The sequence below is a fragment of the Paenibacillus durus genome, from assembly GCF_000756615.1.
GTDB lineage: Bacteria > Bacillota > Bacilli > Paenibacillales > Paenibacillaceae > Paenibacillus_AQ > Paenibacillus_AQ durus.
The window spans coordinates 2579598-2600137 of record NZ_CP009288.1 but is presented as its reverse complement, the minus strand read 5'-3'; the positions used below and the strand labels follow the sequence as shown (position 1 = coordinate 2600137).

Annotated in this window: 2 protein-coding genes; both read right to left on the bottom strand. The window is 46.6% G+C overall.

The window, feature by feature from the left end; translation table 11 throughout:
• Positions 1 to 51 precede the first annotated feature (51 nt).
• On the bottom strand, positions 52 to 8736 hold the full coding sequence (locus PDUR_RS11075) for an SDR family NAD(P)-dependent oxidoreductase (protein ID WP_052410175.1): 8685 nt from the start codon (positions 8734 to 8736) through the stop codon (positions 52 to 54).
• A complete protein-coding gene (locus PDUR_RS11070) occupies positions 8729 to 20506 on the bottom strand; it encodes an SDR family NAD(P)-dependent oxidoreductase (RefSeq protein ID WP_042206316.1) in 11778 nt (3925 codons plus the stop codon). The genes PDUR_RS11075 and PDUR_RS11070 overlap by 8 nt, the downstream gene beginning before the upstream one ends.
• Positions 20507 to 20540 lie beyond the last annotated feature (34 nt).

Here is a 20540-nt window from a genome sequence, read left to right as displayed (position 1 = left end):
TTTAACCCTCCCGTAATATGGATTGACTTCATTGCAAAAGCATTCTTGCGCTTACCTCTTGCCTGTAAATCCTTTCATTCGGACGCAAGCTGCGCCATGTTCATCATAAAGATCAATATCAAGCTTCTCTAGCCGCTCTCCTGCTTTGCTTCCATTATTAAAACGGATCAGCGCCCACATATTCGAAGCGCATTTATCGAAAATTTCCAGCTCTTGAAGTGAAAAAGGCAAGCAAGGTTTAGTGCGTCCTGTATCTATAGTCGATCCGGCAGATGCCTGTAAGGCAGAATCCACGATGTCGGGATGCAGGATAAATTGTCCTTCCGCACCGGATACGTAAGATGGCAAACAAATCTTCGCCAGCACCTGTTCTTCTCCTACATACACTTCTTCTATCCAATGGTGAATCCCATCATGGCCTGCCGTCTTCGTTTTTAAAGCTTCGGGTGAGATGATATTTCGGTTGCAGGTCTCCTGCATCGCATGTATATCCAGAGTTGGCGTTTCCGGAAACCGGCATGGTAATGCAATACCTTGGTTATGCACTACCTGTTGTGCATCCACTGTTTCATCCTCGCTATAGATTTCATAGGAAATCTCTCCATTTTCCTCTGGAAAGAGTCCGATGTGGATCTGAACCGGCTGGGTTCCCACAACAATAGGCTGGGCCCAAACGATATTCTTCAGCCGTATCCCCGTCCGTTTCCCTTTCAGCGCCCCATGCTCCACCGCAGCCCGGGCCATCTCAAGGTACGCGACTCCAGGTAACACCCGTTGTCCCTTAACAACATGGCTTCCCAGGAAAAACTCCTTGCCCGTGAAGGTTGAAGTAAACCTTTGTTCCGAAAGGTCGGACGTATTCCGGTGCAGCAGAGGATGAATCACGGAAGCTTCGGTAGAAGCTGGCAAGTTATTGCCGTTATTTTCACCGACCTTATCTACCCAATAGCGTTCTTTTGCAAAAGGGTAGGTGGGAAGGCTGACTTTTCTGCGTTTAGCCGAGCCATAGAGTTTGTTCCAGTCAATCATTACTCCCTTGACCCATAAATCTAAAAGCTTCGAATATTTCCCTTTGATCAGCCAGGAATCGATTGCTGTTTGCATATCTTCATCCGCTGCAAAAATAGCCGAGGTTCCCTTATTTTGCTTGACTTTTCCGCGGTATACATGCTCAATCCCATCCCGTCCCGCCGCAAAGCTCTTCAGCTTCTCCTTGAGCTGCCCGATGCTTTCTACAATTACTCCCATCCGCTCTTCCATAGCTTCTCGCCCTGTCTGGAGAGTGTAAGCTATATCTGCAAGGTCTGCCTCCGTCCATGGCTGTTCCTCCATGGCGGACAGCAATCTCCGTACCTGCGCCTTCAGCCCTTCCTCATTCTTGGCCGACAGCACAATGATGGCCGGCTTCTCCGGGGTAACGGCAGCCGAGGCCGCTTCCTGCTCTACAGGAATATATTCCTCAATCACCACGTGCGCATTGGAGCCTCCGGCCCCAAACGAGGAGATTCCCGCCCGTCTTGGAACCTCCTGTCCATCCACGACCGGCCGTTTCCATTCGGCAAGCTCCTGCTGTACGGTAAAGGGAGTTCTTGCGAAATGGATATTGGGGTTCAATTCCTTCGCATGCAGGCTCGGCGCGATCTTTCCATGCTTCATTTGCAGCAGGATTTTAGTCACTCCCGCGATCCCCGCTGCCGCCTCCAAATGCCCGATATTTGATTTTACCGATCCAATCGCACAAAACCCGCTGTCCTGGGTATCTCTGCCAAACGCCTGGGTCAGTCCCGTGATTTCGATCGGATCGCCCAGGGAAGTTCCTGTCCCATGGGCTTCAATATAACTGACGGTCCTCGCATGGATTCCTGCTTTGTCCAACGCCGTTCGGATCAGCTCGGCCTGGGCCACCGGATTTGGCACGGTATACCCATTGGTTTTGCCGCCGTGGTTTATGCTGGTGCTTCGGATCACTGCATAAATATGATCCCCGTCTGCGACTGCCCTGGACAAGGGTTTCAACAGAACACAACCTACCCCTTCACCTGGGACAAAGCCGTTTCCTCCGCTTCCAAAGCTCTTGCACTGGCCGTCTGCCGAAAGCATTTGCTGGGCGCACAATCCAACATAGCTGGAAGGATGAAGGTAAAGGTTAACCCCTCCTGCAACCGCCATTTCACATTCCTGCTGATACAGATGCTCACAAGCCTCATGAATGGCGGTTAATGACGAAGAACACATCGTATCAATGGGCATGCTGGGGCCTTGCAGGTTCAGCAAATAGGAAATCCGGTTCGCTACCGAACTGAATGAAGTGTGCGGAAATACCCTTTCGCCCTGTTTCCATAAATCCGGGCCGTATAAATCGTAGCCAGTCTTGGTAATCCCCGCAAAGACACCCACCTTGCCGTGATATTGCGACCGGATCTGCTCCCGGGTATAGCCCGCATCCTCCAATACCTCCCAGCAGGATTGGACAAACAGCCGTTCCTGAGGGTCCATGTTATGGGCTTCCAAAGGGGATATGTTGAAGAAGAGCGGGTCAAATTCCGCAAATCCGTCTATAAAGCCGCCCCACTTGCTGTAGCTTTTCCCTTGAGCTGCAGCCTCCTGGGGGTCTGGATGGAAGAACCCTTCCTGGGACCAGCGTTCTTCCGGAATTTCCGTGATGCAGTCTTGTCCCTGCTGTAGGTTCTCCCAATATTCCTGCAGGTTTCCGGCCTTAGGATAGCGTCCGCTGATCCCTATAATAGCTACAGGCTCCCGTGTTGCAGCGGCAGCGGCGGGCGCCCCGGCGGTAAAGCTGCGGGCTTTCCTTCTGCCGGCTTTCCGTGAAGCCAGTACAGGGAGCTCCTGCTCGAAATCCCCCTGTACCGCTTGCTGCTGCGACAGGGCTGGAACCCGCTCTGTAAGCCCCGTCCATTTCAAGCACCCTTGGGAGTGGTCGGAGACCAGATACTCCGCCAGTTCCAGCAAGGTCTGGTATTCATAGAACAGGGTCTTGGAAAGCTCCCCAAATATATCCCCAAGCTTCTGGTTCAACTGATTAATCATAATCGAGTCGATACCATAGCTCTCCAGAGACTCTTCCCCATCAATGCTGTCCACACGCATTTTGGTAATGTCGCCAAACATAACCTTGAGCTGGTGCAGGGTTTTTTCCTTCAATAATTCTGGATCAACCGCCGAAGCCGACACAGCTTGAGCAGCAGGTGTGCTTGAAACGTTCCCTCCAAATGGGCTGGCCAAACGGTCTCTGCAGGTTTCCAGAAGATAGTCTGCCAGGCTGTGGAGGGTCGGATATTCTAGAAAGATATCATAGGTCCAGTCGAGTCCATACGTTTGTTTCAATTCGTTAACCAGCCCGGTCAGGGCCACCACATCAAGTCCATAGTCTTTCCACTCTGCATCAGGATCAATTTCTTCGGTACCCGTTTGAAGCAGCCGGGCGATTCTTCTTATGCAATCCTCCTGCACTTGCTCCGGCAAAGTGCCCATATCCTGATCTTCTGTAAGGCAGGGAACCTCTGTTTCCGGCCAAGCTGGAGATTCCAACAAAAATTTTTCCTTTAATCGTACCGGATTCCCCTCCATGACCATGACTCGATCACTTCCAGAGGCAAAGGAATGGTATAACGCCTGAACACCGGTCCCTGTCCGCATGGCGGCGATCCCGAAATCCTTCATCATCACTTTCTCGGTCTCTTCATCCACATGCATTCCGCCCTCTTTCCATAAGGGCCAATTGATGGAGAGTGTCCGTCCCGGGCGCTGCTTTAACAGCACCAGGCTATTCCGGTAGCCTGCATAAGCATCCATGAACGCATTAGCCGTGGCATAATCCGCCTGGCCGACATTACCGACAGCCCCGGCCATGGATGAGAAGAAAATGAAGAAGTCCAGCGGCAAGTCCCGGCTTGCCTCATCCAGGTTTACCAGTCCGCTGACCTTGGGAGCCATCACGGCTTGCAGCTCCTCTTTTGTTTTTCTCAGGATGAAATTATCCCGTATGATCCCTGCGCTATGAATAATTCCGTGGAGGGTTCCGTAATCTTCCCGGATGCCCTGGATTAAAGCCGCCACTTCCTCTTTGCGGACCACATCGACTCTTCTGTATTCCACTCGCGCACCGGCAGCCTCAAGCGCCTTTAACTTAGACTGCTTGTCCTCGTTAAGCGGGGATCTGCCTGTCAAAATCAGCGTCGCATGCTTGACTTTACCGGCAATTTCGCTGGCAAATATAAGCCCAAGGCCCCCTGCGCCCCCCGTAATCAAATAGATTCCATGGTCCTTCCATAGCGGCTTCACTCCAGATGTTCCTGCGCTGAGCTCGCGCCATACAGCCACCCGGCGCTTTCCGTCTTTATATTGAACCTGTGTATCCGCCAGGCTGCGGCTATTCTCATTCAGCTTGGCTATAAGACTTCCTGCATCTTCTTCCGGTTCTACTTCAATAAGCTGTCCCATAACCTTAGGATTTTCAAACTGCGCGGTATAAAGTATCCCTGAAAGGGCACGGAATAGCTGCTGCTGCCCCTTGGCTGGAACTACAATCTGCAGAAGCGCCTTTTCTTTGGGCTTTGCCATAAGGATACTCTTCACTTCGTCAAACATCCGTGCAGCATACTCCTGAAAGCGTTGATCCAGTTCTCCTTGCGCGGATTGTAAAACCATGCATTGGGTTCCCGGCATGTTCCCTTCCAGGTCCTCGCGCGAAATACCGCCGATTTCACAGAGCACTACCAAGTGGCGACTGTACCCGGAATCTCCAGATCCCCCTACAGCCGTTTTTTCTTTCCAGCCGGGCTTTAACATAAGCAGCGCATCAGAAGCCGGGAGAGATGCTGCCGGATTTATATCCAATCCGGTTACTCTGATCGAGAACCTTTTTATGCGTACACATACTTTGCCTTTCTCATCACAGATATCAATATCAAATTTCCGTTCGCTTTCCCCTGCTTCATCATTGTCGCTGCACCGAATAAATGCCCACATTGCAGAAGAACAACTGTTAAAAATCTCAAGCTCCTGAAGCGCATAAGGCCGTACATAACCTCCATGAGCTTTGCCGTCAAAGGACTTAGCGGTACTTTCCATGAACACTATAGCTGCTTGTAATGCAGAATCTATCAGGCTGGGGTGAAGAATGAACGGATGATATGCGCTTGCGGCTGAGGGAGATAACGCCATCTTCACAAGCCCTTGACCGGTTCCCATCCATAATGTCTCGATCCCCTTGGCTTTGGCCTGGTAACGCTGGCCGGATGATAATTCACCTTGCTGGCACTGTTGCTGTATGGCCTTAATGTCTAAAGCTGGAGCTTCGGTATCCGAATTTAGGAATGAACTACCCTGGCAATGCAGAACCGGTTCAGAACCAGGCAGCCCGGGTGTACTATAAATTTCATAGGTAATCTCGCCATTGTCCTCAGGGAAAAGCCCGATATGCACCTGAACGGGTTGTTGTTGAACATCAACAGGTTTGGCCCAAATGACATCCTTTAGCTTGATTCTGCTGTTTTCTTCCCTAATACTGCTTGTAGCCTGGTCTACCGCTGCCCTTGCCATTTCCAGATAAGCCCCGATCAGCAATGTGCTGCTCCCCGCCGTTTGCAAATCCTCCAGAAAAAATTCCTTCCCGGTAAAATTTGAAGTGAAACGCTGCTCAGCAAGATCAGAAGTATTTTGATGCAATAAAGGATGGATCGCAGTTACAGCATTTGAGTCTATCGGCGTTCTTATCAGCTTCTCCTCAAGCTCCGGCACCCAAAAACGCTCTCTTGCAAAAGGATACGTTGGTAAACTGGTACGTTGAGGTTTTATTCCTCCATACAGAGACTCCCACTCTATCCTATGTCCAGTAACCCAATGCTCCGCTATTTTCATAAACTCTCTTTTGCCGGCCCATTGATTAATTAAGGCTGGATAACTCTGATCCGCATCCGTTACACCTTTGCTCTTCTTCACTTGTCCCTGCAAGCATTCATCGATTTCTTCCCTGCCGTCTATAAAATGCTGTAATTTAATAATTAGCGCTGAAACATCTTTTACTACAAATGCTGCCCGTTCTTCCATACTCTCGCGTCCGACCTGTAAGGTATAAGCCAGGTTAATTAAGTTGACTTCGCTATACTTCAAGAACTCAAGCAGTTTCTTGGCATAAGCTTGCAGACGTTCTTTATTCTTGGCAGAAAGTATGATAATCACAGGGTCAGAATGGGTATTCATGGCCCCGGTTGTTTGCTGTGGAACTTCTTCAGGTACGTATTCCTCCAAAATAACATGGGCATTCGAACCTGTAGCACCAAAAGAACTTAATCCGGCTCTTCTGGGATAAGCTGCTTCTTTTCCGTTTTTGTTCAATACAGGCTGCTTCCATTCTTCATTTCTACGCTGTATGTAAAACGGAGACTGTTCAAAATGAATATGTGTGTTTACTTCTTCAGCATGCAAGGACGGTACCAGCGTCTTATGGTAAAGCTGAAGAGCAACCTTGATCAAACCGCTAATCCCTGCTGCCGATTCACTATGCCCAATATTTGACTTCAGCGATCCGATCGCACAAAACTGCGATTCCTCCGTATATTGCCGGTAAGCCCTCATCAGACCTTGAATTTCTATGGGGTCCCCCAGGGAAGTGCCTGTCCCATGGGCCTCTACATAGCTAATGGTTCTGGGATGAATGCCCGTTTTCTTCAAGCATTCCGTGATGACATCTGCCTGAGCAACCGGACTTGGAACGGTAATCCCGCTTACTGTACCTCCATGATTAACAGTGCTGCCCTTGATGACGGCATAAATATGATCTCTTGCCTGTATTGCTTTGCTCAGCGGCTTTAATACAACCGCGCCGATCCCTTCTCCTGAGACATAGCCGTCCCCGTCATTTCCGAAAGTACGGCAATAACCGTCACTGGAATGGAAATCCATCATTCCATAAGCTATATATTTATTAGGATGGAGCAACAAATTTACTCCACCCGCCAACGCAACTTCACATTCGCCGCGCCGGATGCTTTCCAGGGCCAGATGCACAGCAGTAAGTGAAGAAGAGCATAAGGTATCTACTGCCATGCTTGGCCCATGAAAATTACAGAAATAAGAAACCCGGTTCGCGATTTGTCCATAGTTTAACGACAGTGGAAATACGTTCCCCCGCGCCATCGCCTCAGCGCCAATCAAGGAATAATCCTTGTGCATGACCCCGACAAATACCCCTACAGGGTGTCTTTTAACCTCACCATGCGTCATCGCTAAAGTGCTTGCAGTATACCCCGAATCCTCGATCGCTTCCCAGCAGGTTTCCAGAAACAACCGTTCCTGAGGATCTAACGTTTTCGCCTCCCGCGGCGTTACTCTGAAGAACTGGTGATCAAAGCAATCCGGCTCATCAATAAATCCGCCCCATTTTGATATGTTTTTTCCTGAAGGCGATTTTAACTCTTTAAACTCCTCCCAATTCCAACGGGATTTCGGGATTTCACTGATGCAATCTTTTCCATCTTTCAGGTTATCCCAAAATTCCTCAAGGTTCCTTGACTTGGGAAAGCGTCCTGCCATTCCTATAATCGCAATATCATCCTCTGCCTGTCCCTGATTCATCTCCTGTATTCGTATCCCGCTATTGGATTGCCCTATGGACGTGACGCCCTTCTCTGTAAAGTATGCAGCCAGTTCTGCAATTGTTGTGAACTCAAACAGTACGGTCGGGGCTAATGCCAGCCCAAAAGCATCTTCAAGGTTTTTAACGACAGCCAGCAATTGCGCAGATTCCAGCCCCAGCTCATAGAATCCTATATTTACGTCAATCTCAGAAGCTTTCCGTGCAAGGTATTTTGAAAAAATCTGTCTTAACCGCTCCTGGGCAGATCCTTGATTTCTATTGATCTCATTTAGCATTGATGGATTGATTTGGCCATCAAATCTTACCCGTTTGGTAGTTAAGCCGCTCAACTCTCCAATTTGTGTTCCTTCTGCATTGAAAAACAGTATATCTATCACACGGATATCCTTACTTGAATGGCGTGAAGATAAATTAACCGTAGCATAGCAGTGAGTACGTAAAGGTTCTTTGCAAAAAAAACTTTCATAATATAAAGGGATATATAACTCTTCCACAGCGCCATTGCCGTCTTTTTCTATTAATGCTTCCGATGCCAGTCCGGTACCGTCAATGAGTGTAGGGTGAAAAAGAAAATTTTCCGCTTCGTTACGGTAGTCCGCACCTACATTCACTTTTACAAGGCACCCCGGATTGGTCAGGTAAATATCAGCATCGGCTTTGATCATCCCCGTATGGACCAATCCTTGCGCTCTTGCCTGCTCGTATAGGGTTTCAATGTTTAAATACCGTACAGCCGTTCGCTGCATTGCTTCTATATTTATATATTTATCAAGCTTTACTTCTTCCTCATGCAATTCGGCCGTAATATACAATTTCTCTTGAAGCCGATTCCCGTGTACATCCGTCTCAGTTCCGTTAACCGACACATCCCAGTAGTTTGCATTCTTGTTAAAAGAAATCTTCAATTCTACCGGCTGGTCTTCACGTACAATCAAGGGATTGAAAATAGACAGCTTTTTTAAGGAGTGCCTTTGATAATCCAAGCCCAGTGTTTGCTTCGCCAATTGGTATAACATATCAATATAAGCTAAGCCAGGCAGTAACGGCTGTCCCTTAACCAAATGATTCTTAATAATCGGATGCGCAATAGTGATTAACGTATTCAGTGTTTTATTCATAGTAGTCGCCCCACACATTTTTTATATTTCGCTCCTTTCGTTGGCTTGCATCCTGCGGTTTGCCGGCTATTACCAGTTCCTTCAAAGAAGTTCTGCCATTGCTCATCGGAAAATATTTCTTATCCATTTGTGGAGCCGTCTTAGGGTAAAGGTATTGCCTGTAATCGGCATGAGGTACAAATTCCTCTATAATCACATGGCAGTTTGTACCGCCGTCAGGAAAGGAATTGAGCGCCGCAATCCGTTTCTTTCCGACATCCGCCCGCCATTCCATGGTCTCCCGGTTAAAGCAGATACGGGAGGTGGAAAAATCATAGTAATCGAAAGGTGTTAAAGCAGATAAGAATGGTGGAATTTTTTTATGATACACACTTAATACACAACGGATAAATCCGGCTAGCCCGGATGCTAATAACAAATGACCGATATTAGGCTTAACCGATCCGATACAGCATAGCGGCAAATCCCGTTTATTAAGGCTGTAAACTTCAGACACGGCCTTAATTTCGATTGAATCGACGACAGGCGAGCCTCCCCCGTTGACTTCGATGTACCCGATGTCCCCGGCTGGCACTCCGCTTAATTCCAGCGCGTCCTGCATGACTTGCTTTTGAGTAAGGATATTCGGTGAACCGGGACCAAGTGTTTTGCCGTCATTATTAACTGAGATTGCCTTGACAACGCCGTATACATGATTGCCATCCCTTATTGCATCATCAAGGCGCTTGAGTAGGACAACCCCTGCGCCTTCTCCCAGCACCTCTCCTTCAGATTGCTTGTCAAATATATGAAACTCGCCATTCTTGCTTAAAATATTCCGGGCCGCAAGCATGTCATGGGCGAGGGAATCCGTCTGTACGCTGACCGCTCCAACTAGAGCCATATCCATTCTCTTGGCCCGTAAAGCATCGGCGGCAAGGAGTAGACCGGATATTCCTGATGAACAAGCCGTATCAACGATCATGCTAGGTCCTTTGAAATTGAAAAATTTCGAAATATTGGCCGCAATATAGTTTTGGCCGATTCCCAAAATGGGGTTTGGAGCCTCAAGCACCGTCTCCAGGTCCGCGATTGGCTGCGACCGTCCTCCAATATAAACCCCTGTCTTGTGTCCTGATAATTGCTTGTGATCGTATCCCGCATCATAAACGGCCTTTAAGCTTTCTTCCAAAATAATCCGGGCTTGCACATCCATAATGGCGGCATCATGTTCATTAATATTGAAAAATTTCGGATCAAACCGCTCCGTATCTTGAATCCACCCGCCGTAATATACATGGTTGTCCTCAGAATGCCAGCGTCTTTCGGTTAATGGCCGGATCGCGCATTTCCCTTGCGCCAGCAAGTCCCAATAGTCCTCTTTCGTGGGAGCATCCGGAAACCGGCAGGATATTCCGATTATGGCGATATCCTCCGTTGTATTGGCCTGATCCGTTACGAAAGGACTCTTAATGCCCGAATCCGCTTCTGGTTTTTCGGTTTGAGAATATGCATTATTTGGCGTAATGTGGTATTCTTCAAGGCTTTTTTGTAAAGCTTCGGAATGGTTAGAAACAAAGTAATCCGCCAATGCTGCTATCGTGCTATGTTCCAACAGTAAGGACGGCGTAATCGGCTTATCCACCTTTTGCTGCATCGTTTGCGTTAATTGGGCCAATGTAATCGACTCGACCCCATAATCACTGAATGGCTTATCTTCATCAAGCTGATCTTCCTTTAGCTTTAATTCCGATGCCAAAACAGACCGCAGCCACTTAATAACAGGAACTCGCAAACCACCTATTCCCTCTGTTAGAGGAATTTCGGACCTTCCCTTCCGGTCATGCTGAGGCAAGCGATCTTGTTCTTTCGCAGATTTGATCTCAGCTTTCAGCATCAAGCCGCTTGCGAATGTGCTCGAATCCGCTTTACAGGGAATGCTGACAGGATATGGATTGTTCTGCAAATAATCCAGAAACCTTATTCCGTCTGCCGTTCCTAAGGCAGAAATTCCCGTTCGGGTGTAAGCAGGTGTGCGCATTACCCCTGCAGCCATTCCCGTCTCACTCCAGGCCGGCCATTGAATGGATTGGAAATATGCCTTTCCCTCTCCGATTTGATTCAGTACATAATAATCCATATATGCATTTGCTGCGGCATAATCACTTTGGCCGGCTGCCAGTGCCGGTACAACGCCGGATATGGATGAAAATAAAACAAAGAATTTTAACGGTTCGTTTTCAAAAGCTTTGTGCAAAGTCACAAGCCCTTTTATTTTAGGCTCGCACACTGCTTCAATATCGTTCAGCTCTTTTTTATAGAAGGCAGGATTATTGCTTGCAAGCCCGGCACAATGGAACACGCCCGTTACAGGGCCTAAATCCCTATGGACCTTCCGCAACAGGAGGCGAAGACCCTCCGGATCAGTTAAAGACGTATGATCATAGAGAACCTTTATCCCCTGATCCATCAAGTATTGCATGGCCTTTAGCTTTTCTTTCAGCTCAGGCTTTTCTTGACCCTCCAGCACCGCTTTCCACCGGGACGGCTCGGGCAGCTCTTCTCTGCCCATAATTACCAGATTTTTAACTCCCTGCGAAGCGATATGTCTGGCAACAGCCGCGCCAATTCCCCGTGATCCGCCTGTAACTACAACAACATCTTGGTCTTCAACCTTTGCAGTGGCATTAATCCTTTCCCATGCAGCATCCTCCACAGGGTAAGATTTCAGCACAGGCATATACCGCTTATCGTTACGATAACAACATTCTGTCACGTTCTCCGTATTCTTATTTAAAAACTCCATTTGAATCTGCCCGGCAAGCCGATGATTCTCTTGAATTGAACAATCCGTATCCATCGTTATACTTTGAATTTGACTGTACTCGGCACTCAGCATGCGGTAGAATCCTGCCAGGCGTGCGCCGTGCATGGTGGTTATTTGGGTGTCCAAGTCATTTAGCTTATAAGTAATTTGTAAAAGCTTGCAATGGTCATTCCTATTATTCTCAATGATTTGTTGCAGGAATTTGATCTTGCCGAGCTCTACATCCAAAGATCGCTCATATTCACTATCCAAGGCCGTAATGTCAATTACACCCAGTATTCTTTGATCATGAATTACTTCCTTTACCTGTTGATAAAGGCGTTCGCTTGCCGAACCGGAATAAAAGTCGGTAGTTATTCCTTCCAAATACGGATTTCCGCCATGGATAACCTGTATGATCTGGATGTCCCTATGATCTTTAAACAACGTAAAAGCCAGTTCCTCCGTAGCCGATGTTCCTGCTACAATAATGATCCCTTTTTTTGTATCCCTGTCCGGTTCAGCACTTTGGGGGCTCCAATCTTTCACCAGAACCATGTTCTCCGTATATGCGGGCGGTGCAGCCTCAGAAGCAACCGGATTTTTTATTCCGCCGGAAACAGGCTTCCCTGCAGGCATCCAATAACGTTCTCGGGCAAAAGGATAGGTTGGTAAGCTTATGCGTTTAGGTCTAACGGCAGCATATAACTTGTTCCAATCAAAATCGACTCCATTGACCCAAAGCTCCACAATCCTTTCATATTTTTTGCGCTGGACCCATTTATCCATAGCCTCCTGTAATTCTTCATCTGCCGCAAAAATCGATAAAGCTGCTTTATTGCGTTTAACCTGCCCTTTATATACCGCCTCAATCTCATTCTGATTTTCAATGAATGCGCTCAGCTTGCTCTGAAGCTCATTAACAGAACCGGCAATAACGGCCATTCTCTCTTCCATTGCTTCACGCCCCACCTGAAGGGTATAGGCGATAGATGCCAGGTCATCATTCGTGAATTGCTGTTCCTCGATCACAGCTAACAATTGCTGTACCCGCTTGGTAAGCTGTTCTTCATTCTTTGCCGACAATACTATAATGACTGGCTGTGCAACCAGAGTCTCCTGCCGGTTTTGTTCTATATATTCTTCTACTACGATATGGGCATTGGCCCCTCCGGCGCCGAAGCTGCTTATTCCGGCACGTCTTGGAATCTCCTTTCCGTTAATCACCGGATGCTCCCATTCAGAAAGCTCTTGCTGCACTACAAATGGGGTATGGATAAAGTCAATATTAGGGTTTAATGTTGTAGAATGCAGCGACGGTGCTAATTTATGAAATTTAAACTGAAGCAATACTTTGGTTATTCCTGCAATACCAGCTGCACTCTCAGAATGTCCAATGTTTGATTTCAATGATCCAATAGCGCAGAACTGCGTATTATCCGTATATTCCCGGAATGCTTTGCATAACCCGGAGATTTCAATAGGATCGCCCAGAGAAGTTCCGGTACCATGCGCCTCAATATAGCTGATTGTGCTTGGGTCAATTCCTGCTTTTTTATAAGCCTGATTGACTACTGCTGCTTGCGCGTTCGGATTAGGAACAGTATATCCGTTTGTTTTTCCCCCATGATTAATTGCTGTTCCTTTGATAACTCCATAGATATGATCTCCGGCCTCGATTGCTTTTGAAAGTGGTCTTAGTAGAACTGCGCCAACGCCTTCACCAGGAACATACCCGTCACCGCCCTGTCCAAAGCTTTCACATCTGCCTTTGCTGGATGCAAATTTCCCCTGTGCAAGTGCCAGGTATTTGTTAGGATGAATGGAAACATTCACACCTCCTGCAATCGCCAGCTCACATCCGCCGGTTTGTAAACTCTGGCAGGCTAGATGTATGGCCGTCAAGGAGGAGGAACACATGGTATCGACTGCCATACTTGGACCCTGGAAATTAAAGAAATAAGAAATTCTATTAGCTATGGAGGATATATTCCCCGGAAGAGCAACGGGTCTGCCCTGAAGAGTTTCCTGAACGCCATACAGCTGATACTCTTCATACATGGCCCCTACATAGACTCCGACATTGCCTTTCAAGCCCGAATCGGCGGCTGCATGTAAAGCTTCTCTGGTATACCCCGCATCCTCCAAAGATTCATAGACACATTCTAAAAACAAGCGTTCCTGCGGGTCCATCATTTCAGCATCTCGCGGCGATATATTAAAGAACAGGGGATCGAACTTGTCTACATCTTCTATAAAGCCTCCCCATTTGCTGTAGGTTTTTCCAGGCTTGTTCTTGTCTTCATCAAAAAACAAACTATGATCCCATCGGTCCTTGGGTATTTCTGTAATGCAGTCCTTGCCGTCCCGCAGAATTTCCCAAAATTCCTGTACTGTCCTTGCTCCGGGATACCGTCCCGATACACCGATAATGGCAATATCCAACGCATCTGTTGTCGTCGCTTGCGGGGATTCAGAATGAATATTGGCAAATCGCTGACGCCTACGGCTTTTAAGAGTCGGCTCCGGAGTCTCCGTCACTGTATCCGGCCCAGCCGTTTCAGGCGGCTTCGAACCGGAATTCTCCGAATGCTCATCTATTTCGAGTAATTCCGCCATTTTATCTGCATAGGATTCAAGGAAATATTCAGTCAGTTCCTTAATGCTCTGATATTCAAAAAATAGGGTTTTAGACAATGAACCGAATGTTTTTTCTAACTCATTTGTCAGCTGCATAATCATAATGGAATCTATTCCATACTTCTCCATTTTGGCATCGGCTTCTATCCGGTGTGCAGGCAGCCTGAGTACAGATGAAAGCAACGCTTTAAAGTAGTTTTCCGCTTTTTCCTTCGCTAAGCTTCCGAGATTCCCACTATTTTCTATCTGCTGTCCTCCGGCATAAGGCGCTTTTGAGGTTCCGGTACTAATATTATTCCTCTGCAGTGCAGCACGCAGCCGTTTGAGATTACCGTGCATGACTACTAGCTGGTCTCTGCCGGAGGCTAGACCCTGATACAACATCCGGATACCCGCTGCCGTATTCATGGGCGCCAAACCCATTCTTTCCAGCATAATCTTCTCGGATTCCTGATCCACCTTCATCCCTCCATCCTTCCATAGAGGCCAAAGAATAGATAAGGTTTGTCCAGGGCGCTGCTCTGCCGCCACCAGTTGATTTCGGTATTTCGCATACGCATCCATAAAAGCATTTGCAGCAGCGTAGTCAGCCTGACCAAGATTACCCATCATATCAGCCACAGAAGAAAAAAGAATGAGGAAATCCATGTTAATATCTTTACTTGCCTGGTCAATATTAAGCAGCCCGGTAACTTTGGGTGCTAATACCTCTTTTAGCTCTTCTTTGGTTTTTTTAATGATGAAGTTATCCCGAATTACCCCTGCGCTATGAATGATGCCGTTAATATTTCCAAACTTATCCTGAATGCTTCTGATTAATCCGGCAACAGCATCCTTTTGCGTAATATCTGCTTGCTGATATTCAATAAACGCTCCTGATTCCCGCAGCTTTTCAAGTTTAGCTGCCTTGTCCGCACGGAGTGGGGATCTACCTGTTAATATTAAGTTTGCACCCTGAACACGCTGAGCAATTTCTTCGGCAAAGATCAAACCAATGCCTCCTGCGCCGCCAGTAATCAGGTAGGTGCCATTATCTTTCCATGGAATATGGACTTCTTCATTTGCTGTCTCCAATTCTTTCAGGTCTATAGCCCATCTTTTACCGTTTATATATCGAATATGGTTATCGAAGCTGCCTCTGCTATTCTCAGTTAGCTGATTCACTATTTCTTCCGGATTATCCCAGGTTTCAATTTCAATCAATTGACCGGCAATTTTTGGATTTTCCAATTGGGCCGTCTTTAATAATCCGGAGAGACCTGATAAGAGTATTTGTTCGTTGTTAAAGGAAATTACAACTTGGATCAATATCCTGCTTGTGTGTTTTGCTTTTATAATCCTTTGTATTTCCTCAAATACCTGTACCGTATAGGCTTCAAATCGTTGATCAATAGCTTGGTCTTCTGAATGCAAGATCATAAATTGTGCTTTATCCATCCCGCCTTGAACCGCTTTAAGGATATCTTCTTCGGGTTCACAAAGCACCACTACATGCTGAGCATAGCTGACATTTAGAGCTTCAGGCTCAATAGGCTGCTCTTTCCAATAAAGCTCAAGCATATGAGTCTCTGCCGGCGCCTCATAATACGCCTCATCTTCTAATACTCTTAACGATAACCCCTTTATTCGTACACAAACGTTGCCGTCATCATCCAGCAAGTCAATATCAAGCTTCTGTACCTTCTCCTCAGTCTTTTTATTGTCAATGTAGCTGATAAAAGCCCACATATTGGGATTGCATTTTTCAAAAACCTCCACCTCTTCGAGTGCAAAAGGCAAAACGGTTTTCAAATCACCGGAAAGCAATGTTAAACCTATATATGCCTGTAAAGCCGAATCCATTAAACTCGGATGGATCACAAATTGGTCCTTGGTGTCCATTACGCAAGCGGGCAAGGACAGCTTCGCCAGGACTTTACCTTCACCAACATATAAAGTTTCAATCCCCTGGTGTCCCGAGCCATAGTTAATTCCCAATTCTCTATAAGCTTCATAACATTGTCCAGTGGAATAACGGTACTCACTGCAAATCGCCTTTAAGGCCCCAATATCCAACATTTGAGGCTTTACAGCCGGACTCAGCACTATGCTGCCCTGGCTATTTACTCTATACCCGGTATCATCATTATAAATATTGCTGTATATTTCATAGCCAATCTCCCCATTCTCATCAGGAAAAAGAGAGAGATCTACCTTCACAGGGTTGCTGGCTGCAACAACCGGCTGGGCCCAAACCATGTTTTTTATCCGTATCCTATTATGGCTCTCTTCTGAAGTGCCTGTAGCCTGCCTTGCCGCTTCCCGGACCATTTCAATATAGGCAACCCCTGGCAGGATCTTCTGTCCGTTGATTATATGGTCTCTAAGGAAGAACTCTTCACCTGTAAAGGTCGAACTAAACCGCTGCTCCGAAAGATCCGAAGTATTCTGATGCAAGAGAGGATGAATAAGAGCTCCAGCTACAGGAATTATTTGACTGCCACGCATAATTTCCGCCTCAGGTATCCAATAACGTTCCTTAGCAAAAGGATAGGTAGGAACGTTCATCCGGCGGGGCGTTATATCGCCATACAGCTTATTCCAGTCCATACTCAAGCCCTTTGCCCATAATTCAGCAAATTCTTTTTCCTGGGAATCCTCATCCGGTGCAACGCCATAACAAATTTGAGTCTGGTCTTTTCCTTCCGTAAAATCTTTTAATTGTTCAATCAATCCCTGAATGTCATCGGCTACAAATGACACTCTCTCCTCCATGGCCTCGCGTCCGACCTGAAAAGTGTAGGCCAGATCTTCGAGTTTAACCTCTGTATTAAATTTCATCAGAAATTTAAGCAGCTTTAGAGCATAAGCATTTAATTGTTGTTTACTCCTTGCCGACAGCGGAATGATCGCCGCCTTAAATTTAGTTAGACCGGCAGCCGCTCCTTCGAGCCTACTATGAGGAATATATTCCTCAACTACCACATGGGCATTTGCGCCGCCAAATCCAAAAGAGCTGATCCCCGCCCGTCTTGCGATCTCCTGCCCCTCTGAGTTTGTCAGTCTCTTCCACTCTTTCACGCGGTCTACAATATATAAAGGGCTCATACTCAGCGGAATATAGGGATTCAGCTTGTTAAAGTGAACAATACCCGGCAGCATACCTTTATTCATGGATAGAAGCACCTTTATAAGTCCGGCTATGCCAGAGGCGGATTCGAGATGGCCAATATTGGTTTTAACGGAACCTACGCCACAGAAGGAATTAGGGATATTGGGATTAACCTCCTTAAACGCCTCCTGAATGGCCTGAACCTCGATAGGATCACCCAAGGAAGTTCCTGTCCCATGGGTCTCAATATAACTGATCGTTTCGGGAGGTACGTCAGAATCTTTATACGCCGCCTTAATAAGCTCCTTTTGAGCATTGAGATTTGGCGCTCTTAATGAGCCGGAATGTCCATCATGGTTGATCACCGTTCTTTTAATGATTCCGTAAATCGTATCCTTGTCTTCTACGGCCCGGTCATATGCCTTGAGCAATACGGCACCATACCCTTCCGCTCTTACAAATCCGTCTGCCTGCTCGTCAAAAGTTTTACAACGTCCGTCTTTTGCCAGCATTCTTCCTTTATGGCAGGCGCGGTAAACCCGGGACGTCAGGATAAGGTTAATGCCTCCTGCAACGGCAAGACTGCATTCTCCCTTGTGAATCGCTTCTGCGGCATGGTGTACGGCTACTAACGAGCTTGAGCAAGCCGTATTGACCACTTCACTTGGACCATGAAAATTGAACCAGCGCGAAACCCTGTTTGCAATCATACTCATATGAAGCCCCGAATCGAGGTAAGCCCCGTAGGTTTCCATAAGCTCAGGCTGTCTTAGAACCAGCTCTGCATAATCGTTATAATGAACACCAATAAATACCCCAACGTCTTGTCCGGCTAACCGGGCAGGATTGTATCCGCCATCCTCAATGACAGTCCAGGTGAACTCCAGACACTTTCTCTGCTGAGGGTCCATACTCTCCGCTTCCAAAGGCGAAATGTGAAAAAAAGGAGCGTCAAACATCTCCACATCTTCAATAAAGCCCCCCCATTGCGGAAAAGAATCATCTAAATCTCCGTAATAGGCTTCAAAGTCTTTTAGAATACCCGGACGGCTTTTCTCAATCGGAGTGATGCAATCCGAATTTCCAATGATATTATCCCAAAAATGTTCTAAATCAACAGAGCCCCCCGGAAAATCACAGCATACCCCAATGATCGCAATATCCCCTTGATTTGTGTTTCCGGTAACGGCGACCGGTGTATCGCTTGAAGCCCTAACCTGTGCAACAGCTTGAGCTTCAGATGTCTCTCGAACAGGCAAACCATGCATTTGTGTCAGAATATACTTCGCCAGATCCTCAAAATCTACATGCTCAAACAATCGGACAGTCTCAAATGAAATATTGAAAATTTCTTCTATCTTCTTGGAGATCTGTACGTACTGGACGGAATTTATTCCAAATTCAAATAACACTTTTGTCTCTTCCAGTGCTGCAGGGTCAATGTCAAGTATCGGGAGGAAAACCTCCTTTTTTAAAGCTTCAATAATTTCGTCAGTCTTGACTGCAGGGGCTTCTTGAACTTTCATTTGAGCTGTATGAACCCCCCGCACATATTTATGAATTACTGGAAGCTCATGATTCATATAGAGATTGCGGCAGGCTTTCTTTTGAACTTTGCCGCTGCCTGACTTTGGAATGCTGCCGCTCTGAACCAAATCGATTTCATAGATCTCAACGCCATGGGTTTCAGTCACGACACGAATAATATCTTTTACTATTTTTTTACACTCGGATTCGCTAACAGGTGCTTCAAGCTCTTGAACGACCACCACTCTTTCCTGCTGCCCGATTTCACAGGAGAAGATTGCTATTGAAGAAGCAAGCTCCGGAAGATTTTTCTTGATCGTCCATTCCAGATCAATAGGGTGATGCTTTTTGCCGCGAATGACCATTACCTCTTTTTCCCGTCCGATGATATAGAGGTGATTGTCTTCAATAAATCCAATATCCCCTGTACGGAAGAATCCGTCCTCCTTCGTATCATCCAAAATTGCAGAAAAGCTTTGTTCCGTTTCCTGCTCTCTGTTGAAATACCCCAATCCTACACCGTCAGATTTTATCCAGACCTCTCCAATCTCTCCAGGCGAGCAGGATACACGGGTTTCAGGGTTGGCAATGACGATCTTTGTAGGCTTCTCAATCTCTCCGCAGCTTGAGACGGACCTGCTCTTGCCTGGATTATCGCTATATTTAACTTTGCCTTGATCCAAACAGTCAACATCCAAATTCAAATAGCGGACAGGTTCGCCCGGCTTGATGCTGACAACAGGACATACTTCTGACAGGCCGAGAAGAGGACAGAAGACGTTCTCCCTAAGTCCTATACTTTTAAACTTTATATTGAAGCTTTGGTAAGCTTCCTCCCTTATAGGCTCCCCTGCACAAATAATTGCCTTGATCGAAGCCAGGGAGAGATTTTTTACAGAATCAATGACTATTGATGAGCAGCAATACTCAAAAGCGAAGTTAGGCACAGCGGTATGCGTAGCCTGGTAGCGGTCAATGGCTTCAAGCCAGGCTTCGGGGTTTTTAATAAAGCGGCTTGGGGATAAAATTACACTGGAAGCTCCATGTAGAAGCGGGACCAGGATATTATTGTGAAGTCCAAAGGCATGGAATTGGGGGAGCCAGGAAACCATACGTGTATCTTGATCTATTCGCCACTGATCTGCTCCGGCTTGAAACATCAGGTTCTTATGACTGATCATAACACCCTTAGGCTGGGATGTAGAACCTGAAGTATAAATCAAAAGGGCAAGATCCCCCGGATTGTGGCTTCTTTCCTCAGTTACAGCAAATCCATCCCATGCCGTATCATCCACATTCAACATCAATAAAGAGCCAAAATTCGGGTTTTCTTTAAGAACCTTCATTAAATATGTATTGGTTATAATGCATGACGCTTGTGAATCTTTTAGGATTAGAGATAGCTTGTCCAAATCCTGAGCTTTAACATCCGGGTCAGTAATCGGCGCAGGTATCGCTACAACATTGGCATACCAGCATGCCATCATACTATAAATATATTCTAATCCCTGCGGCAGTATAAGTATGGCTTTTTCGGCCGGAGCCAGCTTTGACTGCAAGGCACTGCCTACCGTTCTTATTTTATTCATTAAGGTTTGCCCATCAAGGAAATCAGGATATTCATTATTATCTTGATAAATAAACAGCTTTTTATCGGGGTATTTATTACATACTTCGAAAATTCGAGAGACGTATGAAGTGTTTTCCGGACCCTTTTCTTGTTCCATAAACTCTCCTCCAATAAAAATTGTTAGGACAACC